General features: G+C 59.1%; 16 protein-coding genes and 1 pseudogene. 11 read left to right on the top strand and 6 right to left on the bottom strand.

All coding sequences use genetic code 11. The features are described 5' to 3' along the window. The first annotated feature begins 530 nt into the window (after positions 1 to 530). Positions 531 to 872 (top strand): hypothetical protein, encoded by a 342-nt coding sequence (locus JQ558_RS16215; RefSeq protein WP_212294199.1) that lies wholly within the window; start codon positions 531 to 533, stop codon positions 870 to 872. A 723-nt stretch (positions 873 to 1,595) separates the two neighbouring features. On the opposite strand, the gene JQ558_RS16210 is transcribed toward JQ558_RS16215, so the two are convergent. Next, positions 1,596 to 1,985, bottom strand: a complete 390-nt coding sequence (locus tag JQ558_RS16210) for a hypothetical protein (protein ID WP_212294198.1) — start codon at positions 1,983 to 1,985, stop codon at positions 1,596 to 1,598. Between the two features lie 163 nt (positions 1,986 to 2,148). Next, positions 2,149 to 2,313, bottom strand: coding sequence for a hypothetical protein (locus JQ558_RS16205; RefSeq protein ID WP_212294197.1), 165 nt, complete (start codon positions 2,311 to 2,313; stop codon positions 2,149 to 2,151). A gap of 307 nt (positions 2,314 to 2,620) precedes the next feature. On the opposite strand from JQ558_RS16205, the gene JQ558_RS16200 reads away from it, so the two are divergent. From JQ558_RS16200 to JQ558_RS16170, 7 genes are all read left to right on the top strand, one after another. Next, positions 2,621 to 3,052 (top strand): hypothetical protein, encoded by a 432-nt coding sequence (locus tag JQ558_RS16200; RefSeq protein WP_212294196.1) that lies wholly within the window; start codon positions 2,621 to 2,623, stop codon positions 3,050 to 3,052. A 61-nt stretch (positions 3,053 to 3,113) separates the two neighbouring features. Next, positions 3,114 to 4,739, top strand: a complete 1,626-nt coding sequence (locus JQ558_RS16195; RefSeq protein ID WP_212294195.1) for an arylsulfatase — start codon at positions 3,114 to 3,116, stop codon at positions 4,737 to 4,739. Between the two features lie 97 nt (positions 4,740 to 4,836). Next, positions 4,837 to 5,865: a MoxR family ATPase gene (locus JQ558_RS16190; protein WP_212294194.1), complete on the top strand. Its 1,029-nt coding sequence runs from the start codon at positions 4,837 to 4,839 to the stop codon at positions 5,863 to 5,865. Then, positions 5,849 to 7,345 carry a DUF4381 family protein gene (locus JQ558_RS16185; RefSeq protein WP_212294193.1) on the top strand — a complete coding sequence of 499 codons (1,497 nt, stop codon included), beginning with the start codon at positions 5,849 to 5,851 and terminating at the stop codon, positions 7,343 to 7,345. Before JQ558_RS16190 ends, JQ558_RS16185 begins: the two co-directional genes overlap by 17 nt. Then, positions 7,338 to 8,336 (top strand): VWA domain-containing protein, encoded by a 999-nt coding sequence (locus tag JQ558_RS16180; protein ID WP_212294192.1) that lies wholly within the window; start codon positions 7,338 to 7,340, stop codon positions 8,334 to 8,336. Before JQ558_RS16185 ends, JQ558_RS16180 begins: the two co-directional genes overlap by 8 nt. Next, a complete protein-coding gene (locus tag JQ558_RS16175; RefSeq protein WP_212294191.1) occupies positions 8,329 to 8,481 on the top strand; it encodes a hypothetical protein in 153 nt (50 codons plus the stop codon). Before JQ558_RS16180 ends, JQ558_RS16175 begins: the two co-directional genes overlap by 8 nt. A 1,277-nt stretch (positions 8,482 to 9,758) precedes the next feature. Continuing rightward, positions 9,759 to 11,306, top strand: a complete 1,548-nt coding sequence (locus JQ558_RS16170; RefSeq protein ID WP_212294190.1) for a porin — start codon at positions 9,759 to 9,761, stop codon at positions 11,304 to 11,306. 1,981 nt (positions 11,307 to 13,287) lie between these two features. Here JQ558_RS16170 and JQ558_RS16165 read toward each other — a convergent pair. The 3 genes from JQ558_RS16165 to JQ558_RS16155 form a co-directional block, all read right to left on the bottom strand. Next, a complete protein-coding gene (locus JQ558_RS16165) occupies positions 13,288 to 13,632 on the bottom strand; it encodes an addiction module antidote protein (RefSeq protein ID WP_212294189.1) in 345 nt (114 codons plus the stop codon). A gap of 299 nt (positions 13,633 to 13,931) precedes the next feature. Then, positions 13,932 to 15,464, bottom strand: coding sequence for a porin (locus JQ558_RS16160; protein ID WP_212294188.1), 1,533 nt, complete (start codon positions 15,462 to 15,464; stop codon positions 13,932 to 13,934). A 624-nt stretch (positions 15,465 to 16,088) separates the two neighbouring features. Continuing rightward, positions 16,089 to 16,688: an NYN domain-containing protein gene (locus JQ558_RS16155; protein WP_212294187.1), complete on the bottom strand. Its 600-nt coding sequence runs from the start codon at positions 16,686 to 16,688 to the stop codon at positions 16,089 to 16,091. Between the two features lie 920 nt (positions 16,689 to 17,608). Between JQ558_RS16155 and JQ558_RS16150 the strand changes: the two genes are divergently transcribed. The 3 genes and pseudogenes from JQ558_RS16150 to JQ558_RS16140 all read left to right on the top strand — a co-directional run bounded on the left by JQ558_RS16150 (position 17,609) and on the right by JQ558_RS16140 (position 20,775). Continuing rightward, positions 17,609 to 18,796 (top strand): FIST signal transduction protein, encoded by a 1,188-nt coding sequence (locus JQ558_RS16150; protein WP_211996076.1) that lies wholly within the window; start codon positions 17,609 to 17,611, stop codon positions 18,794 to 18,796. A 699-nt stretch (positions 18,797 to 19,495) separates the two neighbouring features. Next, positions 19,496 to 20,395 (top strand): annotated as a pseudogene (locus JQ558_RS37250) (sensor histidine kinase); the annotation flags it as partial. Then, the gene (locus JQ558_RS16140) at positions 20,392 to 20,775 is read left to right on the top strand and encodes a response regulator (protein ID WP_211996078.1); all 384 of its coding nucleotides are present in this window, start codon (positions 20,392 to 20,394) and stop codon (positions 20,773 to 20,775) included. The pseudogene JQ558_RS37250 and the gene JQ558_RS16140, both read left to right, overlap by 4 nt. 1,362 nt (positions 20,776 to 22,137) lie before the next feature. On the opposite strand, the gene JQ558_RS16135 is transcribed toward JQ558_RS16140, so the two are convergent. Continuing rightward, positions 22,138 to 23,166 (bottom strand): HAD family phosphatase, encoded by a 1,029-nt coding sequence (locus JQ558_RS16135; protein WP_212294186.1) that lies wholly within the window; start codon positions 23,164 to 23,166, stop codon positions 22,138 to 22,140. Positions 23,167 to 23,264 lie beyond the last annotated feature (98 nt).

Here is a 23,264-nt window from a genome sequence, read left to right as displayed (position 1 = left end):
AAGGCGACAGTAGCAAGGAGGAACTTTTTCATTTTGATCTTTCGTTTTATACTGTGTCTCTGCAGCTAGCGCGCAATGCGCAACATTTGCTGTAGCGCGGATGACACATAGCGCGCCATAATGATGGAGTCAGCGCCAGGCACGGTCGGGAACCTTACGGCGCGGGCCGCGAGCAGAGCGCCAAGAAAGTCCCTCTGCGGAAACTGAACGAAAATTGAGATCCGCGATTTCTCACTACGGTCCCGCGCTTCGGCTTCCTCACGGACATCGCGCGAGGTGTACATCCCTACTGCAGGGGCCGTCGAGTTCAACCGAAAGGCCGCTTCGCAAACCGGACCTTGATGGGTGCGCACTGAGATTGCTAGCCGAGAAGTCTAACGACGTGAGCGCAAGTCGTCGCGTGCGGTTTCAGAAAAGCCGATCGAATCCTTTGCCCGCGCCATCGCCGGGTGCTCTGGGTTCTTCATCTTGTTCCAGTCTGGAAACCTGCCGTCGCGGCCGCGGGATTATGGGCAGGTTGGCGGCCGGTCATGATCGTGAAGCAGCTCCTGTCGGAAGGCGCGCAGGTCGACCTGAACGCAAAATCAAGATTGGAAAGCAACAACCATGCACGACGCCCATCGCGGGGCATGCGTTGTCTTGAGGACGATCGCAAGCTCCGTATTCATTCTGTCATCGATGACGGCGTCGCTCCATCCTGCGACAAGAAACTGGTAGCGATCGGCGATGTCGCGACGCGCGATATCCACAATGTTCTCCGCGCGCGCGGAGCGCGTTCGACGTCGGCCGGAACGATTCAGCAGCAGGAATGCGGTTGCCGTTCCCGAGACGATCAGCATGATCCACAAAGCCAGCAATCGAAATCGAAGTGATCGCATCAGTGTTTCGAGACCGATCCGCGATACCATGCAGAGTTCAAGCCTGTAGGCAATACCATCTCATTAGATCGCCAGGGAAGGATCGTCCTCGATCTGGTCTATTCGGTAGATTTCTCACGTTGTGATATGCCCTGTGACGGCCATTTCTCCGCATAGGCGCCGGCCCCGACGAGGGAAGATTTACTCTGGCGTCTGCCCTTGAGGAGTTCAAGAGCAAGGGAGGGAGGGTTCGCGTAAAACGGTTATGCGATGTCCGCCTATTTGATAGACCGACTCGCGCGTCGTCCAGGGGGCCGGCCCAGCAGCCCTACGAGGGTTTAGGAGTTCTTGGCGGAAGTTTCTCCTTGCCGCCTAGCTCTCTGGGTGGGCTCCTGCGCCTGGCGGCTGCGGCCGCGTTGGAGAAATTCCGGATCCACGTCGCTGCCCCGCGCATGTTCGAAAAAGCGATCGAGAGAGCGGAATGATCGGCAGCGGTCACTTTTGCGCTCGCCTCCCGTCACCGCCCGTGGGTGCGACACGTTGTGATCGCTGTTTCGCGGGACCATGCGCCTCGATCAGGTTGAAGGCGGCTTGCGCGAAATGCAGGATAGTTACTCGAAATCTGGCTAGGAACTACGCGTCATTATCTGCAATTGTAGAGAATAGTTGCCACGGTACAACACCTGCAGACTATTTCTGGTAGTAATCCCTCCCGCCGCAATTAGGTCGCCGAATATTTTATCGTAGAGCAATGCGGTGAATCGGGCTCACTGTGGAGACCGTGCGATGGATGTACCAACGCCAGCCAGAGGTCCGGTCGAATCTGATCGGCGGCATGTGTGCTTGCCCGCTGGTCTCTGGCGGTTCCGCTCGCTTGTGTTGGGGACAGCTGTAACGCTCACCTACGGGCAGGTCGCGGTTGCAGCGGATCGCATCCATCTTGGATTCGATGGCTATCGCCCCGCGACCAATGACTACTGCATCAATGCCAGCAGCGTACAGGGCGATCCGCAGATTGGTTTCATGTGGCGTTTCAGCAAGAGCGGAACGCTCACGGGCGGGCCGACCTTCCTTGACCTTCGAACGGAAACGGCGATCGAGGTTTTTCCGCCGTCGTTCGACGACCATGAGAAGTTCCGGGCCTGGGGCAGCGTCCTCGGACCGCTAACCGGCGACAAGTCGATCTCAAACGAGGTGAATGCATTCACCAACCAGGCATGTTCCATATCGCCGCCGCCTCCACCGGGGCCGCCGCCGCCAATTCCGTGGCTTCCACGGCACTGGAACGGCTTCATACCGATTCCAAATCCGTTCCCGCCTCCGCCACCACCGCCACCACCACCACCGCCACCACCGCCACCACCACCACCACCACCGCCGCCACCGCCACCGCCGCCTCCGGGGCCTCCTCCACCGCCCCCACCGGGACCGCCGCCTCCACCAGCCCCGCCGCCACCACCTATGCCCGTGCCGCACGCGAATCTCGCGCGTGCGCTGGGGACAGACTTTGCGCGCAGCTACTTCATCTCGGACGCGATTCTCGCGGGGGTCGCCAACGCAGGCGTCGCCACCAGTCCTGTCCATGCATCGATGGGCAACGGCTGGCATGCATGGACGACACCGCGCCAAGTCAACTTCACAGACCGGAGTGTCGGGCTCAAGTCGCAAGGCACGCTGTCGGAACTTACATACGGGCTCGATTATCGTATCAGGCCGGACCTCATTGCGGGCTTTGCGTTCAACCCGGAAAGCACCATGCCTGGGTGCATAACCCCGTACATCGCGGCAACGTCGCTTACCGTGACGCCGGCGTTGCGGCGCGGTTCGGCAAGGGCAACACGGCGGCGGCGCGCGAGGCAGCCCGGAGCCGCACTGATATCGGCCAGCGCAATCTGTCGAAGGGCAATCTGTCGAAGGCCGGCGCCGGTGCAAAGAATGTAGCGGCGCGCGGCGGCGGCAAACGTGACGCCAATCTCTCACGCGGCGGCGGCAAAAAGCAAATCACCGGCGCTCGCACGGGCGGCCGCGCCGTCGCCAGCAAGCAAAGCGTCACCCGCGCGCGCATCAGTTCGCGGCCCAACATCGGCGGCGCGCGTGCGCAGGCAATCCGGGCCGGCGGCGGTGCCGCCATGCGCGGCGGAGGTTTTCACGGCGGCGGCGGAGGGCTGCGCGGCGGCGGAGGTCGCCGAAGGTAACGCACCACAGGTGCGAGTGTCGGGTTTTGCGTTGAGGAAAATTTCAACCTGGGAGTGAACGATGAGCGACATGAAAGTGGACCGCAAGAAGTCTGACGACAGGAGGCGAACACTGCTTGGGAGCCTGCTTGCAGTGGCAATGCTCGCAACAAGTCTTTCGCCGCTCGGCCGATCGCCTGCGCTGGCCCAGCAACCAGGTGCGGCCAAACCGAACATCCTCGTGATTTTCGGTGACGACGTGGGCCAGTCCAACATCAGCGCCTACACCCACGGCTTGGTGGGTTACAAGACGCCAAATATCGATCGGATCGCCAAAGAAGGCATGATGTTCACCGACTATTACGCGGAGAACAGCTGCACTGCCGGTCGCTCGACATTCATTACGGGCCAGGTCTGCCTGCGCACCGGGCTCTGCAAGGTCGGCATTCCAGGTGCTCCCGTCGGCTTGCAGGATCGCGATATAACGATCGCGCAGGCGCTGAAGCCGCTCGGCTATTCGACCGGCCAATTCGGCAAGAACCACCTCGGTGACCGCGATGAATACCTGCCGGTAAAGCACGGCTTCGACGAATTTTTCGGCAATCTCTATCATCTCAACGCCGAGGAAGAGCCGGAGCAGCCGTATTATCCGAAGAACGACACGGCGTTCGTCAAGAGTAACTCGCCCCGCGGCGTGCTCAAGGCGTCTGCCGACGGCAAGATCGAAGACACCGGCCCGCTCAACAGGAAGCGGATGGAGACGATCGACGACGAAACCACCGCGGCTGCTATTGATTTCATGCAGCGGCAGGTCAGGGCTAACAAGCCGTTCTTCACCTGGATGAACACCACGCGTATGCATCTGTTCACCCATGTCCGCGAATCGATGCGAGGGAAGAGCGGCATGCCGGGCAACGAATATGCCGACGGCATGATCGAGCATGACGGCGACGTCGGTAAGTTGCTGAAGGCGATCGACGAACTCGGTATCGCCAACAACACGATCATCGTCTACACGACCGATAACGGGCCGAACCAATGGTCGTGGCCGGATGCGGCAACCACGCCGTTCCGCAGCGAGAAGGACACCAACTGGGAAGGCGCATTCCGCGTCCCCGCGATGGTTCGCTGGCCCGGTCGGATCAAGGCCGGCGAGGTATCGAATGAGATGGTCTCTGGCCTCGATTGGTTCCCGACGTTGCTTGCGGCGGCCGGTGATTCCGACATCAAGGATCGCCTTGTCAAGGGCGGCAACGTCGGCGGCAAGACCTTCAAGGTTCATCTCGACGGCTACAACCAGTTACCGTTCTTGACTGGCCAGTCGCCGAAGTCCGCACGCACTGAATTCCACTACTTCAATGATGACGGCGAGATGGTGGCCTATCGCTATAACGATTGGAAGGTCGTGTTCTGCGAACAGCGCAGGCCCGGCGGCTTCGAGGTGTGGTCCAATCCGTTCACTTGCCTGCGTGCGCCCAAGGTATTCAACCTGCGAATGGACCCCTTCGAGCGGGCGGACATCGTTTCCGACCAGTACTATGACTGGCTGGCCAAGAACGCCTACCTGCTGCAGTACGGCGTGTGGCGGGTGGCCCCGTTCCTGCAAACCTTCAAGGAGTATCCGCCGAGCCAGCGGTCCGCCAGCTTCAGCATCGACCAGATGGTCGACGCGCTGATGAAGAATCTGGACAAGACGGGTGCGAAATAGCGGACGCCGGTCCGCGCCACGCTTCAGGCGCGTGACGATGCGATCGACCGGCCGCCGCCCCTGGCGGCCGGGCAATTTTCGGTCCGATGAGTGAAATATGTCTGATCTCGTTGCAACCCCGCAGGCGGCGGTTAACTCCGAAAATCCGAAGCGTTCGACCGCGCGTGAAGGCTTGCTCGATCTGAAGGCGCGGATCGGGAAGTCCGTGCTGGGCCAGGACCACCTGGTCGAGAGCATGCTGATTGGTTTGCTCGCCAACGGCAACATGCTGATCGAAAGTCTGCCGGGCCTTGCGAAGACGCGCGCGGTCAAGACGCTGGCGAAAAACCTGGCTGCGGATCTGTCGCGCGTGCAGTTTACGCCCGATCTGCTGCCATCGGATGTGACCGGCGCCGAAATTTATGTGCAGACCGAGAAGGGTGGCCAGTTCCAGTTCCAGAAGGGTCCGATCTTCGCCAACCTGGTGCTGGCCGACGAGATCAACCGCGCGCCGGCCAAGGTCCAATCGGCGTTGCTCGAGGCGATGGAAGAGCGGCAGGTCACCGTTGCCGGCAAGACCTACAAGATGCCGGACCTCTTCATGGTGCTGGCGACCGAGAATCCGATCGAGCAGGAGGGCACTTATCCGCTGCCGGAAGCGCAACTGGACCGCTTCCTGATGCATGTCGTCATCACCTATCCGGATGAAGCGACGGAAGGCGAGATCATCAAGCTGAACCGTTCGGAGAACGCGCAGAAGAAAGAACACGCCGCGGATCTCGCTCCGGTCCCGCAGCAGGCCATTCTCGATGCCAGGGGCGAGATCGACGGTATCTTCGTCTCCGACCTCGCGCAGAAATACATCGTGGATATCGTCTATGCGACACGTTTCCCGGGCCGGTACGGCGATCCCCTGGGCAAGTGGATTCAGGTCGGCGCCAGCCCACGCGGAAGCCTGGCGCTCGATCGCTGCGCGCGCGTGCGCGCCTGGCTCGATGGCCAAGAATTCGTGACGCCCGACCATGTGCGCGCGGTCGTGCACGATTGCCTGCGCCATCGGCTGATACTCAGCTACGAGGCCATTTCCCAGGGTGTCAACGCCGACCAGGTGATCGACAAGATCACCGAGCTTGTCGCGGCCGCATGAGGGTGCCATGACTGACGGGATAGCCAGTGTGCCAGGTGTCTACGTCAGTCTCGACGATTTGCTCGCGCTTGAACACCGCGCACCCAACGTCTCCTTCAAGCCGCGACAGCCAGTGCACAGCCTGTTGTCCGGCCGCTTCGCCTCGCGCATGCGGGGGCGTGGTCTCAATTTCGAGGAGATCCGCGACTATCGCTCTGGCGATGACGTCCGTTCGATCGATTGGAAGGTGACGGCACGGCTGCAGCGGCCGCATGTGCGTGTCTTCAATGAGGAGCGGGACCGCCAAACCCTGCTGGTCGTGGATCAGCGGATGTCGATGTTCTTCGGCAGCCGTCGCGCCATGAAATCGGTAGCAGCGGCGGAAGCGGCCGCAATCGGCGCCTGGCGCGTTTTGAGTGCGGGCGACCGCGTTGGCGCCATCGTGTTCAACGACCGGGAGATCGTCGAACTCCGACCGCGGCGGAGCCGTTCGACGGTACTGCAAATCCTGACGGCCATCGTCGCCCATAATCGCTTGCTCGGTGTCAACAAAGGCATTTCCGCTTCGCCCGCCATGCTGAACAACGCGCTGGCGCAGGCCCAACGTCGAGCGCTGCACGATGCGGTCGTCATCGTCATCAGCGATTTCGACGGCGCCGATGACGAGACCCACAAGATGGTTGGCGAGATTGCGCGCCACAACGATGTCGTGGCGCTGCTGGTTCATGATCCACTGCAAAGCGAACTGCCGGCCTCGGCGAGCATGACCGTCACCGATGGCGAATTGCAGATTCATCTCGAAGTGGGGCGGGAAAGCGTTCGCAAGAGCATATTGCAGGTATCGCAGGACCGGCTCAAGGGCGTGCTGGCATGGACGCAGGAACTGCGTGTCCCCGTGTTGCCGCTCAGTTCTGCCGAGGACACCGCCCAACAGGTCCAGCGTCTGCTCGGCGCTTTGCCGGGTCGCGGCGGGCGAGGCGGCGGCTCTGGTGGAGGCCATGGTCAGATGGAGCGAGCCTTGGCTGATGCGCAGACCGATCCACTTTCGGGGTTGATCGACTTCCCGTTGCCGCAGGAAGTCAGTTTGTGGCCGCAGACCTGGCCGCTGCGCATCGCCCTCGTGCTGATTGCAGCAGGCGTACTCTGGGGAGGCTGGCGGTTCGTGCACCGCTTCTATGCCGACAAGTATCGGCGCGAGGCGCTGGCGGAACTGGAGCAAATACAGGCTGCCACGGATACTGCGCCAGATCAGGCGGCGACGCGGCTGAGCGTGCTGGTGCGCCGAACCGCACTCTGCGCGTTCTCGCGCGAGGCCGTTGCGCCGCTCGCTGGTCCTGCCTGGCTTGCGTTCCTCGACCGTAGTTATGAGGGAAAGGAATTCTCGGAAGGCGCGGGACGTTTGCTCGTCAGCGCGCCGTATCAACGCGTTTCGCCCGATAGCGATCAGATCGAGGCGCTGGCCGGGCTGGTTCGCCGCTGGATCAGGGGACATCATGCTTGAGTTCGCGTGGCCGTGGATGTTCGCTTTGCTGCCGCTGCCGATTTTGGCCTGGTGGTGGCTGCCGCCATATCGTGCGCGGCAGGCCTCGGTGCAGGTACCGTTCTTCGAGCGGCTGGCGGAAGCGACGGGTCAGACGCCGCAGCGCGGCGCTGTCGTGCTGCAGCGGCGGCGCATCCAAATGATCATTGCTGCGGCGATCTGGATGCTTCTCGTCACGGCGCTGGCGCGACCGCAATGGGTCGGCGATGCCGTGACGCGCGAGGTTTCCGCGCGCGACCTGATCCTGGCGATCGATATCTCCGGCTCGATGGAGCAGGCCGATTTCCGCACGGCTGATGGCGCGACGCTGACGCGCCTCGATGGTGTCAAACGCGTCGTGAACGAGTTTATTGCGCGGCGGCGAGGCGACCGTGTTGCGCTCATCCTGTTTGGCACCAGGGCCTATGTGCAGGTTCCGTTTACCCAAGATCTGCAAACCGCTGCGCAGCTGCTTGATCAGACCCAGGTCGGCATGGCCGGCCAGCAGACCGCCATTGGCGATACCATCGGCCTTGCGATCAAGACATTGGAAACCAGCACGGCGAAACAAAAGCTGCTGATCCTGCTCACCGACGGCAACGACACCGCAAGCCGCGTGCCGCCTGAACACGCGGCCGACATCGCCCACCAGAAAGGCGTCGTCGTTTACACCATCGGCGTCGGAGATCCAGCGGCGTCGGGCGAGAACCGCGTCGATCTTGGTGTGCTGCAATCGGTAGCGGCGATGACTGACGGCCGTTTCTTCCGCGCCGAGGACGGTGCGCAGTTGCAGGCGGTCTACACCGACATCGAACGGCTTGCACCCGCAAAACTGCAGACGCTGTCCTGGCGCCCGAAGCTGCCGCTGTTCCAGTGGCCGCTCGGTGCCGCCGTTGTCCTTGGATTGGCGTTGTGGCTTGGCCTCTGGCTGAGCGGCGAACGCACAGGAAAGGGAGCGCTCCGTCATGCCTGACGCTGCCATACCCTTTCATCTGCTGCGACCGCTGTGGTTGCTCGCGCTGGTACCGGTAGCGGCGATCTTTGCCATGCATCAATTCCTGATTCAAAACATCGTGGAAGTTCTAGGGGGCGGAACAATTCCTGACCTGATCGCTTAATGTGCACTACCGAATGGAAGCAACGTCCCCCCCGCGCTTCATTCGAGGAAATGTCGGCCCCAGTGCTCGCCCACCGGCACGCTGGGGCCGTTATCTTTGGAAGGCGAGGGCGCCAAGCTGCCACCGCGATTGCCACCGGACGGGCAAGTATAGAGCGATATTAGACGGTACGGCGCACGGGCGGAGTATGCAAAAGACCCAATAAAATGGGGCCTATCTGCATCACAAGGGATGGGCCGGGACTGCTCACAGCCCTTTAGCAAACCGCCGCCTTCAGCCACTCGGCCACAGCTCCGTAAGGGCGGATATGCCCGACGCGGGGGCGGGCCGCAAGCGGCAGATTCAGGTTACGCCGGGGCCATTTAAGGACGCTGCCGCCTACTGGCGCGCGCGGTACGCCAATTCGCATCTGGCGGCGCCGGTTTGAGAGCTTCCTGGCGGCCTTCTGGAGCCCCGTGCGGCCAGGCGGCGTCCATACAATAAAGCCGGCCTTGGGCTCATTTCGCGCGTGTGCTGGCTTTGACGTCTTCAAAAGGCGGGATCCGTTCATTCAGGCGACACGCTGTCAGCGTTTCGGCGCCGCTCACCGCGGGTTCGGATGAGACGGGTTGCCCGCAAAGGCAAAGGCGCGTTTCGGCCGCCGGTAGTAGGAACATCTGCAATCCTGGGAGCGGTTTCGCAGAGCCATTTGTGGCCGGACCCGGTCCGGTAAAGGAGCACCGTGGCCCCATTAGCCTTTTTATGGCTGCGATTAGATATATGGTGGCGAACGGGCATTGCGGCGGTCATTTCGCCGATCCTCATTTCACCACGAGTGTGACGGCCTGACGGGGATTCGGTGATTTTGGACGCTCGATTCGACGCCGCCACATGCCCGGAAAGGGAAAACCGTTCGCCGGCCGGCCACCAGCAACAAATCGTGGGTCAAATGGAACTTTCAAAAAATATCTATTTGAAACAATTGGTTACGAAGAAAGTCTGATCACGTCTGCGTGTTATTTGTGCAACACCCTTTGGAAAAGGCGCTGAGTCATGCGTCTGGAAGCGGTTCCTTTGTTGCGTGTGCAGAAGTCCTCGGTAATTGTGATCTCGCGACGGAGGGGGGCATCCCGAGGTCGTCCCGTTAGGTGGTTCGCTTAAGTCCCTCGCGTTCATGCGGGAGTGTCCGAAGGCGCGAAGCGACTAAGCGGGTTTCAAGGGATTAAGGGAACCAACCTTAGGGTGTTTGCACCCGGCGGATCCGGAACCTTCCCTACAGAGCAACTTGGAGGTTTATCATGAAGATGGTTAAGAGCCTTATTCTCGGCTCAGCGGCGGGTCTGATCGCCGTGAGTGGAGCACAGGCTGCCGATCTTCCCGTCAAGGCCAAAGCGGTCGAGTACGTGAGGATCTGCTCCCTGTACGGTGCTGGTTTCTACTACATCCCCGGCACGGACACCTGCATCAAGCTGGGTGGTTATCTGCGCGTTGAAACGGCGTTCAACGCCTCGGTTTACAATGGTGCGTATTCCGCACAGCTGGGCGCGCAAAATCGCCTTTCGAACTATTTCACCACTCGTTCCCGTCAGGACCTGAACATCGATACGCGTACTGCGACCGAATACGGCGTCGTCCGCACGTATTTCGATGCGACGTTCTCCTGGACCACAGGCACCTATGCCGGTACCGGTGCTGGCGGCACCTTCTATTCTGCGGCTGCCCAGTCGGGTGGTTTTGGTGGCGTTGGTAACCCGTCTGACGGTGGTATCGCTGGCGGTTCGCTGGGCGTCTACCATGCGTTCATCCAGTTCGCTGGGTTCACGATGGGTAAGACGATCTCCCAGTTCGACGCTCCCTGGGTCAACTATCCCGCCAACAATTTCGACGGTCTCGTCGGCGGCAGCGGACAGGTCACTGGCGTCAACCAGTTCACCTACACCGCTCAATTCGGCAACGGCGTGTCGGGCACCATTTCGCTTCAGGATCCGACTGCTCACACCCAGAGCAATCTGATCAACGCAAGTGCCGGTCTCTTTACCGGTCCGGGCTTCGCTGGCGGTAGCTATGGCGCCAGCGGCTTCGGTGGAACAAGGGCTCCCGACATCATCGGCGTGCTCAAGGTCGATCAGGCTTGGGGTCTGTTCCAGTTGTCGGCCGTTGCGCATAACAACCACGCTGCCTACTACGGCGGCACTGAAGTGACTGGTCATCCCAGCGACGTGTGGGGTTGGGCTGTTCAGGGTGCCTTGCAGATCAAGAACCTCCCGACTGGAGCGGGTGACACTCTGAACTTGCAAGCTGTCTACACGGATGGTGCGACCCGTTACAACCTGCAGAGCTTGGTTGGTCAGAACTTCGCGATGTACGGCGGCACCGGCGTGCCGGGCGCCTACCAGAGCGTTGGCCTCGCTGCTGCTGCTGACGGCATCTACGCGGCTGGAACCGGCATCGACACGGTTCAGACCTGGGGCTTCCGCGGTGGTTACAACCACAATTGGGATCCCTACTGGAGCACGGGTCTCTATGGTGCTTACGCTGCGGTGAACTACAAAGCCGCTGGCGCCGCTCTGATCTGCGGCGCTCTCGGAGGCTTCGGTGCGGTCACCGCTGGTGTCACCACCTGTAACCCGGACTTCAACATCGCTCAGGCGGGTATCATCACTCGCTGGACGCCTGTGAAGGGCCTGACGTTCTCGGCAGATGTCACCTGGACTCGTCTTGACCAGAAGCACGCTGGAACGATTGCGCCCGGAGCGGTTGCGGGCACGGCCAAGCCGGCAGCTGTGTACGAGCTGAGGGACCAGAACACCGTCAGCGCGCTTATCCGCGCTCAGCGCAACTTCTAATCGAGTTCGTCTGATCAACGTTTAGCTGAAGCCCCGGCGGGAAACTGCCGGGGTTTTTGCTTTGCTGTACGTGCCGAGCGCAAAAAGCAGTTCGCGAGCCAAGGTGCGGGGGCTGTTTTTTGGCCGCTTCTCTAAACCGCTTTGGCCCTCTAGCCGTTCTGGGCGGATCAATATGAAAGAGGCCGGAAGAGCTCAATTGAAGAGCTTGCGAAGCTTTTTGAGGATTGCCCTTAGAGCGTACTCCTCAGCGATCCGCCGCGCCTGTTCCGTGCGGGAAGGCTTGCTCGGCTCACGCCCTGAGGTCGGTTCGTCTTCTTGCGGCATTACGTAGCCTTCAGCTTAACATCGGCTCACCGCTATCTACGCGGACCGCCGCTTTTCGTGGGTTGATCTAGATCAAGGATGGTCGTTGATGTCCTGCGGCGACAGTTGGTCCGCGTCATCGAGTTTGACCGCTGGGTCGCCCTGCATCAAACTGCCTTTTGCAAACTCAATCAGTTTTAACCGGGGGCGTGCATGAAGCAAATAATTACGGCGGCAGCAATTTCGTTTTTCGCCGTCGGATCGTCATTAGCTCTGGCTCAAAGTGGGCCAATGATGGGAAGAGACACTAGCAAAACAGGTGCAATTCCGCCCAACGCAGGCGCGAGTGCGCCCATCGCGGTCGATCCAAAAGCCAAAAAGCCAAGCCCCATGGCAGGCGCGGATACCACCAAAACAGGCGCAGCTCCGCCCAACGCAGGCGCTAGTGCGTCCATCGCGGTCGATCCAAAAGCCAAAAAGCCAAGCCCCATGGCAGGCGCAGATACCACCAAAACAGGCGCAGCTCCGCCCAACGCAGGCGCCAGTGCACCCATCGCGTCCGCTCCCAAGAAAAAGTAGAGAAAGCAGCGTCTGAAGGCCCCATTCCGACGGGGCTTTCTATGTTTGAGGGACGTGCGGCAGCGGCGTCAGCCAGATTTCCGACATAGCCTGATTTTCGCTATCCCCCGAAGGTTTAGATCTGGGAGTCAAAGGCGCTGGTACCCCGCTGATCTGCGGTGCTCTCGGAACCTTTGGGGCGGTCACCGCTGGTATCACCACCTGTAACCCGAACTTCAACGTCGCTCAGGCGGGTGTGATCACTCGCTGGACCCCGTGTGGCAGACGTATTGGAGGCGGGTGAGGGCTGCGGATCAGAATTGGCCGTGGAAAAACAGAGCAGGGGGCGAAGCGCTTTCGATCGCCACTCCTCGGGGAGACATCAATTGCCCAGTAATGGCATGAGCCTGGCTGGTCGCCACGAAGATTGAGACAGGCCAATCTTTCGGCCGATCGATAAGGCGGGGACGGTGCGGCCCCTCACGTCTTAGACGCCGTGCGGTTGCCAATATGCGGAACGGGCCGCTTCGACGTGAAGACCTATTCAGGAGACTCACTCCGTGCCGGCTTTTTTTCATCGGCCGCAGCAAACCGGGCGAACATCTTCAAGATGATGGATCAGTCGGTTCACACGTCTGTCGAGACCATGCGGGGCTATGTGCGGGACAGGGAGTTGTTTCAAGATCATGCGGGCGCCGGCTGCTTTGATCAAAGTGCTAAGTATGCAGGAGATGATTATGGGATTCGAACACTGACGAGAGTCCTTCGGTACTACGAGAGGGTCCGCGAACAAGCCGAGGGCGGACGCACAAAAGCCATTTCACAGCGAGCCTGAACGTACGCGCACGAGCGGACAAATTACGCGAGGAAAAAGCTTGGGGCGACCGGCTGTCCATCTCACAACATCGAGACGTCCCAACGGCCTCGGCGCCCTCTCCTAAACGCTGGGACCGTTGCTTTAGAAGACTTCGCAAATCCCCATCAAATCTCCGCTAAGCTGCAAAGTGCCATACCGGCCGACGACTTTCGCACTCCGCATGTCCGCCTCCCTCGTCCAGATGAAAGACTTTTATATGCTGGGCCAGCCCATCGGAGCCAAAGGCCAAATTGAGTTCTTGCGTCAGGCGATCGATGTTTTGCGTCGAGGTCGTTTAGCGGGAGTAGACGGCTGCGGCTTCACGAGCAATTCGACACCGAGTACTGCAAGAAGCTTTAAGATCCCTCCAAGCCTTGGGTCCTTGTCGCGCTCGAATCTGTGGTAGAGGCTCGCCCGATTTAGCCCAACCTTTTTCGCGAGGACCGTGACATTCTGGGCCCGGACTACATTGCTCATTGCGCGTAAGACGAAGGCGAGATCTTTTTTTGCGAACGCTTCGTTGAGATGTTGGGCAATCATTTCCGGATCATCGCGGTACTTTTCAACATTATCGCGATAGTTTTTAGCCTCGGAGGCTCGTCTGGCCATCGGTCGTCTCCTCAATATGCCGATTTTTAGAGTGATGCACTGATTTAATGAAGCTAGCGACTATGTTCCAGCCGTCTTCACCGAGCATCGCCGGGAACGCGCTTGTGTCCTGAAAAATGCCGTGCGTGAGGCGGGCCTGCCGCTGCCAACGCAAGCAACCAGTGGACGGGTCACGACCTCGAAATCGAGTAGTCGCAAGCTGGGATGCCGTGGTTCCCTGTGGTCAAAGCACGCTTGAAATCTCGGAGATGACGTGCGGCGGTCGCCGCGGAACAGTGCGCGGACGTCGCCTCGTCGTCTTACCAGTTACGCTGGGCGCGGAAGGCGAGTGACAATGTGCCCTGGTCCTTGAGTTCGTACAGGGCTGCCGGCTTGACACTGACGGCTGGCAAGGCGGCGACGCCGGAATATTGCTGATCGACATGCGTGTACATCAGCTCACCCGTGAAAGTGAGGTTCTTCACGGGGGACCAGCGCGTGTTGGTGCCGATCTGCGCGACGTTGAAGTTCGGATTGCAGGTCGAGCCGGGAGTCAGGAAGGTGGTGACGGTGGCGCAGATATAACCTCTTGCCGTGGCATTGTAGCTGACCGACGTGTAGGAGCCGAACAGCGCTGAATTCCACTGGCTGTTCCAGTTGTGCGTGTAACCAGTACGAAAGCCCCACAGTTTGGTCGTCTCGATCCCATTGCCGGTCGTGAAAATGCCGTCAGAAACGCCGCCAATAGTCAGGCTTTGGTAGACACCCGCCAAGCCGCTGCTGCCGTACAGGGCGACCGTGGGTGCGACCAAGCTCTGCCAAACGTAACGGCTCGCACCATCCGAATAGCCAACTGAAATATCGATGTCGTCTCCCGGGCCAGTCGGCAGGTTCTTGATCGTCAAGGCCAGCTGACCAGCCCAGCCCCATTTGTCGCTGGGATGGCCTGAAGTTTCTGTTCCGCCGTAATAGGCCGCGTGGATGTTGTGCGCGGCCACCGAGGCCTGGAACATGCCCCAGGCCTGCTCGACGCGAAGCATGCCGACGATGTCGGGAGCCCGTGTGCCACCGAAAGCATTGGCGCCATACCCGCCGGCCTCGAAGTTGGCCGCGGTGAGGCTGGACGCGTTCCACAGATTGGTCTGGTAATAGGTGACCTGATCCTGCAGCGAAACCGTACCGCTGATGCCCTGACCGAAATCGGCCGTATAGGAAAACTGGTTCACGCCGGTTTGATCGGAGTGGCCGCCGAGGAGCGCATCAGTGATGTTGGCGGGATAGCCGGCGAATGGTGCGTCAAATTGGGATATTGCCCTGCCGATCGTGAAGCCGGCGAACTGGATAAACGCGAAGTTGAGGGCGAACGAACCGCCGGAAAGTCCACCGTCGGAGGGATTGCCAACGCCACCGAGGCCACCGGCCTGGGCAGCCGCAGAGTAAACGGTGCCGCCAGCGCCTGTGGCGGCATAGGTACCCGAGGTCCAGGAGAAATTCGCATCGAAGTAGGTACGGACCACGCCGTATTCGGTCGCGGTGCGGGTGTCGACGTTGAGGTTTTCGCGGGCGCGAGCGAAATAATAGTTGCTCAGCCGGCTTTTTTGACCCGCCAGGCCACTCCAGGCCGGGGTGCCCTGAATACCGCCGCCGTTGAAGGTGACATCGGCGCGCAGGTAACCGCCGATCTTGATGCAGGTGTCGGTACCCGGGATGAAGTAGAAGCCGTTTCCATAGAGGGAGCAGATCCTGACATATTCGACCGCCTTGGCCTTGACCGGAAGGTCCGCTGCCTGGCCTCCGCTCAAGGCGACAAGACATGCTGCTGTGCAGAGCACCGCGCTGTTGATTATCTTCATGGTCCGCTTTCCCTGCTCTTTCGGAAGCAGCCTTCGTCAGGCCGAGCTCCGCAACGATCCGCTAATTTAGCGCTCAGCATCTACGTAACGATCTTCGCAACGCAATGACGGGACATCCGGCAGATGTTTCTTCGGACTTTTTTCTTGGCGACTGTCACGCGAAAGGCACACAGACCGGCTGGTCTCTAAATGGAATTACTGGTCCGCGTTGCTTGCATTGCTGTCATCCCGGTGTCTTGTGATCTCGCGACGGAGTACCGCCAAGTGATTGTTTGAGGGGCTTTCGCAAAAAGCGTTTGAGACCCGTTCTCTGGCGATCCCCTCTAATCTTCTCCCTGTTCCTGTGGTCAGGCTGGGACCTGCTGCCCCCGGCGACCCGACTTCCGCCAGACCGGACATCACCGGCTAGGTAGGTAAAGTCGGTTTCGTGCCAGGAGCAGCGGCTTCGGTAGCGACCTGCGTGACCTCGATCGTCGGATGGATCGGCTCAATGACCAAGTTCCGGATTGTCGTGACCGGACGCGACCTCCGCGCCGGTTTCGTGTCACTATCACCGTAGCGAATGCTCCGCTGAGACCGGTTGTCGCTCAGGCGCCGGGACGAGCCGTTCAGTCGCTAATCTTGTCATCGTCTAGCAGGGCAATTTCGCGGGGCGCTCTGGATTGTGGCACTTGTTGGAGCGCGGAGAGGGCGCTCGGAATGGTCACGGCCGAGCTTGGACTGCAACTCTACAAGGTCCATAAAGACGTCAGCCTGGCGCCGCAATTCGTCGGCGATCATCGGTGGCTGGCTCGCTATAGTCGAAATGACAGTAACCCGGACGCCGCGACGCTGGACCGCCTCCACGAGCGAGCGGAAGTCTCCGTCACCGGAGAATAAAAACATCTCGTCAACTTGGTCGGCAAGCTCCATGGCATTGACGGCAAGTTCGATGTCCATGTTTCCCTTCACTTTGCGGCGACCACTCGCGTCAACAAATTCCTTGGTCGCCTTGGTGACGACGGTGAAACCGTTGTAGCTGAGCCAATCTGTCAACGGGCGGATCGAGGAATACTCCTGATCTTCGACGATTGCCGTGTAGTAGAACGCGCGCAGTAAGACACCGCGCCCATCAAATTCCTTGAGGAGGCGCTTGTAGTCGATGTCGAAGCCGAGCGTTCTCGCCGTCGAATGCAAGTTTGCGCCATCAATAAAGAGCGCGATGCGGTTAGATTGGATGGACATCTGATGTCGACCAGCACTCGTTTGCTAACAGCTGCGAAAGCGAAATTACACCGCGCGCTCTGCTTGGATTAAAAACAAATTTCTAAAGCGCCGCTGTGAGGCAAGACGGTTTAGTCGACCTACAAGTTATACCTAATAACTTTAAGGTTCAAATATTTTTTTGTCGTCTAGACGATGGAAGAAATGTTCCACAATTAATCGCGCGTAATATAAAAATATGCTGTAAGGCCTTGAACCTACAAGGAGAACCGGCCGACCCATGTACAGGGACCTAAATGATCGTAATGCTGCCTCACCTGCCTGTGTTTGAAGTGCGCCTAAAAAGGCGTGGTCGTCGATGGAGGTGGACTGTTTGTACCGCCGACGGGCGGGTAGTGATGGAGGGTTCTGAAAGCCGTCGAATTGCCGCCAGCTACAAAGCCAATAGAGCCATCTTCCTGATGTTGCTGTGCGTTCCTTCCTCCGATGTCCAACCGCGCGATGGTAAAGTTGCAATGCGGCACACCTATTCGGATGACTCTCGCTCCAACATTTAGACCGTGTCTCACGCGAAATCTTGGGGCCTATTGTCCTGCGAGCCGGTCTTCAGGTGAACCAGGGAGTGCATGAAGCGATCCTCCGGCGCGTAAAGCACTTGATGGTATGTGGGCGCCCCTGTAGTAGCGGGGCTCGCCCCAGGGGCGATATTGGACCACGGTCCAATATCTTGCAGAAGTTCGCGCTCTTAAGCTTGAGCGTATGTTGCGTTTTTTGAGGTTATTCCGCTTGCGATGCGCCGCGCTTCTTTCCGGCAAGCTACGGTTGGCGTATCGTCCAAGTCGCTCCGCCTGATCTTAGCGAGCGCTCGTTAATGTCCGCCATCCGAGAGAAGCAGGTAAACCCGGGGAGGCGAAGTCTTCGTCAAATGAAAGGTCGCGCCGATGGGTACGAATGCCGGTGTTGGGATGAGCCATCATCGAAATCCTAAGGTAGCCGGGCGCGAGGCCGCCGAAAGAGCATTGGCGGCAGCCGGGATCGACCGACCCGACTTCGTCTTTATGTTTGCTTCCGTCGGATACGAACAGCGCGCACTCTTAGATGCCGTCCGCGTAGCCACCGGTGGTGCTCCACTGGCCGGCGGGTCTGGCGGGGGAGTCATCGCAGGTTTGGAAGCCGACGAGTCGAACTTCTCAGTAGCTGTGATGACGATCAGCTCCGACGAATTGAATTTCAAGAACGCAATGGCCTCCGGCCTCAAGGCTAATTCGGAAGCAGCGGGAAGAACCATCGCCCAGAGCTTAGCTTGCGAGGTGCAGCCTGACACGCTTGGGCTGATTATGCTCGGCGACGGCTTAACCCTGAATTTTGACCGCTTCGCTGCAGGCCTCAAGAGTGAATTGCAGCTTGATCGTCACCTGCCTTTGTTTGGGGGTACCTCGGCCGACAACATGGAGTTTAAACAAACTTACCAATACTGCGACGATCAGATCACATCCGACGGTGTCGCCTGCGTTCTGCTGTCGGGATCTGCCCGGCTTGCTTGGTCGGTTAACCACGGTTGCCTTCCCATCGGCGGCGAACGGAAGGTAACTCGCTGCTCCGGCAATGTCATCTACGAGATTGACGGTATGCCGGTTCTCGACGTCCTAAAGGAATATCTCGTCGGTGATGAGATCGACAATTGGAGTAAGGCGGTTCTGAGCCTCTGCATGGCATTCAAAGCGCCCGAACAGATCAAGGGCTACGACGACTACTTGATCCGCTTCATGCCGACAAAAGATGACAAGGCCGGCTCAATCACAATTCCGACCGAAGTTGAAGAGGGCACGAGCATCTGGATGAGCCGGCGCGACCACGAAAAGATATCGGCCGGCGTCGAACGCATTGGCGAAGAAATCAAGTCGACATTAGGTAATAACGCGCCGAAGATGGTGTTTCAGTTCGACTGCATAGGACGCGGGAAAGCCGTGTTCCGCGACCAGCAAAAAAGCCAAATACTAGAAAAGCTTCAGCAAAAAATTGGGCCCACCGTGCCATGGATAGGTCTCTACACCTATGGAGAGATTGGTCCGATAGGAGGGCGCGACTATTTCCATAACTACACCGCTGTAGTATTAGCAGTATACTGAGTTAGCCAATGTCCAGTACCGCTATACTTCCGCGTTTGATGGAAAGACCGTAGCGTGAGTGAGATTGATCGGCTTCGGGTCGAAAACCAGCGCCTCTCGGATGAGGTCAAGCGCCTGGTGACAACCGAGGTTCAGCTCTACGAAGTGCAAGAGCATCTCGATGGCCAGATGAGCGCGTATCGCCATCTCTATGAGCTTGGTAAGAAATTCAACACAACCGTCGACCTCACTACGATCCTGCAGCTCGCCGCCAAATTCGTTTTATACGAACTCAATTTCGAGCGCTGCCTCTTTCTTCTGAAGCAATCCGGCGCGAACAGCTTCTCCATCGAGACGATGGATGGTTACTATGACGATGCCGAGAGTACCGTCATCGCGAGGCTGGCACTCCCCACCGCCTCATTGGCGCTCGCACCACTATATGCCGGCGTTGAACGGGTACTGTGTTTGCCCGATTGCCGCCGCAGCGAGCTAACCTCGCTGCGACGTCTCATTGGTATGGACGAGTACGTCGTCTTGCCGTTGGGCGGGGAACCGAAAAACCCAATTCGCTTGCTGGTCGCGGGAAATACAGCGGGGCAAGCGCCTTATCAGCGCCGGGTTGTCCAAGAAGGCGAGGCGCTACTCGGGCTAGCCAACCTGGCAAGCCAGACCTCTACCGCGATTAACAACGCGAACTTCTACCAAGCGCTCGAATGGGAGCGGCAGTCACTCGAAGAGAAAGTCCGCGAACGCACACGGGAACTCTCGCGATCGCTGGAAGAATTGCGCGCGGCGCAGGATCGGCTAATCCAAACCGAAAAACTTGCCTCCCTAGGGCAACTCACCGCCGGCATCGCCCACGAAATCAAGAACCCGCTTAATTTCATCAATAATTTTTCCGCCCTGTCGGCGGAGCTGGTCGACGAACTAGGCGAGGTCCTCAAACCTGCGCCATTGAACGACCTGATGCGCCAAGAAACTGGCGAAATCGCAAAGCTGCTAAAGGGCAATCTTGAAAAAGTAGTGCAGCACGGCAAGCGCGCCGACTCGATCGTCAGGAATATGCTCATGCACTCGCGCGATGGCTCGGGTGACCGGCGCACTGTCGACATCAATGCCCTGGTTGGCGAGAGTCTCAAGCTCGCATACCATGGCGCCCGCGCCGAGAAGCGGATTATTCAGATTAGGCTGGAGCAGGATTTCGATCCGGCCGCCGGCGAAGCTGAGCTGCTGCCGCAGGAGATCACACGCGTGCTGCTCAACCTGATCTCGAACGGTTTCTATGCGGCAATGAAACGCAAGGCGGAAGATGACCTTGAGGGTTATGAGCCTGCGCTTACCGCCGCGACCAGAAACCTCGGTGACCGCGTCGAAATCCGGATTCGCGACAATGGCGCGGGCATTCCTTCCGAGGTGAGGGAGAAGATGTTCAACCCATTCTTCACTACCAAGCCGCCGGGCGAAGGGACCGGTCTCGGGCTTTCGTTGAGCTTCGACATCGTTGTCAAGCAACATGCCGGATTGATTGAGGTTGACACTCAACTCGGCAAATTCACTGAATTCAGGGTCATCCTTCCGCGCTCCGCCCCCGCGGGCAAAGCTGAGGCACATACATGAAGCCTCTTATACTCGTGGTCGATGATGAACCCGACGTCGAAGATTTATTTCGCCAGCAATTCCGACGCGACATCCGTGCCGGCCGCTTTACAATGGAGTTTGTTAAGTCGGGAGATAGCGCCCTTAAGAAAATTGGTGATGCTAATGCGGTGCCTTTGATGCTGATTTTGTCCGACGTCAATATGCCCGGTATGAGCGGGCTTGAACTCCTACCAAAAGCGAAAGCGTCACGACCGGATGTTCCGGTGATCATGATCACGGCCTACGGCGATGGCGACACCAGACGAATAGCTTTGGAAGGAGGTGCAGAGGCCTTATTGACTAAACCAATCGACTTCACGGCGCTCCGTAGCGAAATAGATGGGCGACTTAAAGCCTAAGCAGTAGGTGGTTTGCCATGACCGTTTTGGGTCGAGGCTTTTAGGCAGGCGGATCGCCGGGCCTCCATCGCTTCACACGCGTTGGTTTCAGCTCTGGCAAAGAAAACCGTTCGCTTCGCGGATGAGCGCTTCGCCGGCGGCGCGCTTTCAATCGCGCTTGCAGCCAGGATGTTCGTCATCGCGCGAGTTCTTTCTTGAGCGGAAGGAGAGCGGAGTAGGGTGGAGTTCGGCGCATAGTTTTGCCGTTTTCTAAGTCAGCGCCGGCATCGTAAAGCGGAATGTCCGCGAACAAAGTCACATTCCTCGCTGCTTGGCTCTCCGCCTATTGGGTAGTGGGTCATATTGATTGCGGCGGGGTTTGGCCTGGTATGTTGACAATTTCCACCGCATATTGGGGGATGACGAACGGCACGGTAATCACCGTCCATTTTTCCTGCGCATGTGGGATGCACTATACTGCATCCCAAGTGCAGATGCCCGAAAGGCGAGAAGGGCGCTTTCATTGCGGACGGCTGCAAACAAATTGTCAATGAATGGGCTGGTCATTATCACCTTTTTGATTGGAAACGCGTCATCGCCCAGCCGGGGAGGCCGGGGAGAAGATATGACACCCATACGCCCCGCGACCCCAACCAGTTCGCGAGTCGGTCATAGACATTGCGAGGGAGGATAAGCCTGACCGGACCCTACGCCAGAAGAGCAGGGTACGGGCGGTAATAGGGAGCGCCAAAGGCGGCCGCAACATAAGCAGCCGCGCGCACAGCGCCGGCATACATCGCGCCGCGGAAATCGGAGCGCGGGCGCCCCCCAAAAGACAGCGGCGTGAGCGGCCGGCCGATTGTCGATAAAAACCGCCGCCGGTCCGTCTCCACCGGCGAGATCGCCCTCTAGAATTTGAACGCTGAAACTTGTCGCCCTCAAGCTTCGGATTTCAGTCCAACCACCGCATCCTGACCGAACCCTCCTTGCTCAGGACGGACGGAGACCGTTGCATCGGCGGGTTCTTGGCGAAACTATCGTCACCTGAGACCCAATCAGCAATCACATCGGCGGTGGGCTGGTGTCCCGCGGCGCGAACGGGCGATCGGCAAAATTGATCGAACTCAGCGTCACGCCGGTCAGCACCAGAGTTTCTCCTTGGAGGGGTTGCACCGCGCGAATTGAATACGAATAGCGACGGCACGATCTCGGGCTTGGCAGCGGCGGTCGGGGTACCGATCGTTTTCATGGAGGTCGATGGCGCATTTTGGCCGAAGGCCGCCGGCCGGAGAGCACGGTCAGGCCGAATAAGACCGCCACTATGGTCTTCATATCTGCTTCTCCGGTCGGAATCGTTTTGCATATGAATTGCCGCTAGGCTGGCTAATCAAAAGCGAAGATCCGATTCCAATCCTTCTTCATGTCGACCACCGTCCAATTGTTCACCTTCGCCGCATCGAGCGCCACGTCCAGCTTGCCGAAGTGAGAATGGCGATCGTAGGCATATTCCCGCACCTCGTCGGTATGATGAACGATCAGACCGAACCGCGAACCACTGGCGCCGAGCGTCGACCATTGCAGCATTTCGAGATCGCCATCGGAATTACCGAAGGCGGCGATCGGACGGCGGCCGATGTGCTCGTTGATGCCAACCGGTTTTCCGGCCTTGTCGTCGATGAAGTTGATGTCGGGCAGCCGGAAAAGGGTTGGCGCACCGTCCTTCATTTCAAATCGGGTCTTGATCGACGAACCGATCACCTGCTCCGGCGGCACGCCGTAGATCCGCTCGGTCCACGGCCGCATGAACTCAATTCCGCCGCCCGACGCGATGAAGGTTTTGAAACCGCTGGCGCGCAGGTAGGCGAGCAGTTCCAGCATCGGCTGGTAGACCAGTTCGGTATAGGGTCGTTTGAAGCGATGATCGCGCGTGGTCGCGAGCCAGTCCGAGGAGATCTTTTCGAACTCTGCCGTCGTCATGCCGGCATGAGTTACCGCCACTAGTTCAACCAGTCCTTTTTCGCCTGATGCCGCGAGTGCCTTGAAATCGTTGTCCAGCACCGCCGCGAAAGGCTGCTTGGTCTTCCATTCCGGATGCATGGGCGCCATCGCCTTCACGCGGTCCAGTATGAAGGCCAGTTGCACGTACATCGGCTGCTCGACCCAGAGCGTTCCGTCATTGTCGAAGGTCGCGATGCGCTTGTCGGCCGCTACGAAGTCGGGCCCGCCTTGCGTCGTGACGCGCGCGACGAAGTTGAGGATCGAGGCCTTTGTCGCGCCATCGTTCCAAGAGGGCAGCGGGTCGGATCGTGCCTGCGCCGATGCGAAACGAGACGAAGCAGAAAGGAGAGGGAGGATTGCGAGCGAAGTGAGCAGAAATCGACGATCAAGAAGGGGAAACCGAGATGCAGACATGATAAAGGTCCCTTTGGACATTAACGACGACGGGGCCATCAGGCACTAGCCGGCTGCCAGTTGCCGATTGAGCTTGATGCCTTGCTACAGTTCGCGCT

The sequence above is a fragment of the Bradyrhizobium sp. AUGA SZCCT0160 genome (assembly GCF_018130105.1).
GTDB lineage: Bacteria > Pseudomonadota > Alphaproteobacteria > Rhizobiales > Xanthobacteraceae > Bradyrhizobium.
This window is presented reverse-complemented; position numbering and strand designations above follow the sequence as displayed.

Bases quoted from the DNA above. Each gene is read 5' to 3' on its own strand.
- JQ558_RS16165 (WP_212294189.1), bottom strand. From the start codon at position 13,632: ATGGCCAGACGAGCCTCCGAGGCTAAAAACTATCGCGATAATGTTGAA.
- JQ558_RS16215 (WP_212294199.1), top strand. From the start codon at position 531: ATGATCGTGAAGCAGCTCCTGTCGGAAGGCGCGCAGGTCGACCTGAAC.
- JQ558_RS16155 (WP_212294187.1), bottom strand. From the start codon at position 16,688: ATGTCCATCCAATCTAACCGCATCGCGCTCTTTATTGATGGCGCAAAC.
- JQ558_RS16210 (WP_212294198.1), bottom strand. From the start codon at position 1,985: ATGGTCGTCGAACGACGGCGGAAAAACCTCGATCGCCGTTTCCGTTCG.
- JQ558_RS16170 (WP_212294190.1), top strand. From the start codon at position 9,759: ATGAAGATGGTTAAGAGCCTTATTCTCGGCTCAGCGGCGGGTCTGATC.
- JQ558_RS16140 (WP_211996078.1), top strand. From the start codon at position 20,392: ATGAAGCCTCTTATACTCGTGGTCGATGATGAACCCGACGTCGAAGAT.
- JQ558_RS16180 (WP_212294192.1), top strand. From the start codon at position 7,338: ATGCTTGAGTTCGCGTGGCCGTGGATGTTCGCTTTGCTGCCGCTGCCG.
- JQ558_RS16190 (WP_212294194.1), top strand. From the start codon at position 4,837: ATGTCTGATCTCGTTGCAACCCCGCAGGCGGCGGTTAACTCCGAAAAT.
- JQ558_RS16135 (WP_212294186.1), bottom strand. From the start codon at position 23,166: ATGTCTGCATCTCGGTTTCCCCTTCTTGATCGTCGATTTCTGCTCACT.
- JQ558_RS16175 (WP_212294191.1), top strand. From the start codon at position 8,329: ATGCCTGACGCTGCCATACCCTTTCATCTGCTGCGACCGCTGTGGTTG.
- JQ558_RS16160 (WP_212294188.1), bottom strand. From the start codon at position 15,464: ATGAAGATAATCAACAGCGCGGTGCTCTGCACAGCAGCATGTCTTGTC.
- JQ558_RS16150 (WP_211996076.1), top strand. From the start codon at position 17,609: ATGGGTACGAATGCCGGTGTTGGGATGAGCCATCATCGAAATCCTAAG.
- JQ558_RS16195 (WP_212294195.1), top strand. From the start codon at position 3,114: ATGAGCGACATGAAAGTGGACCGCAAGAAGTCTGACGACAGGAGGCGA.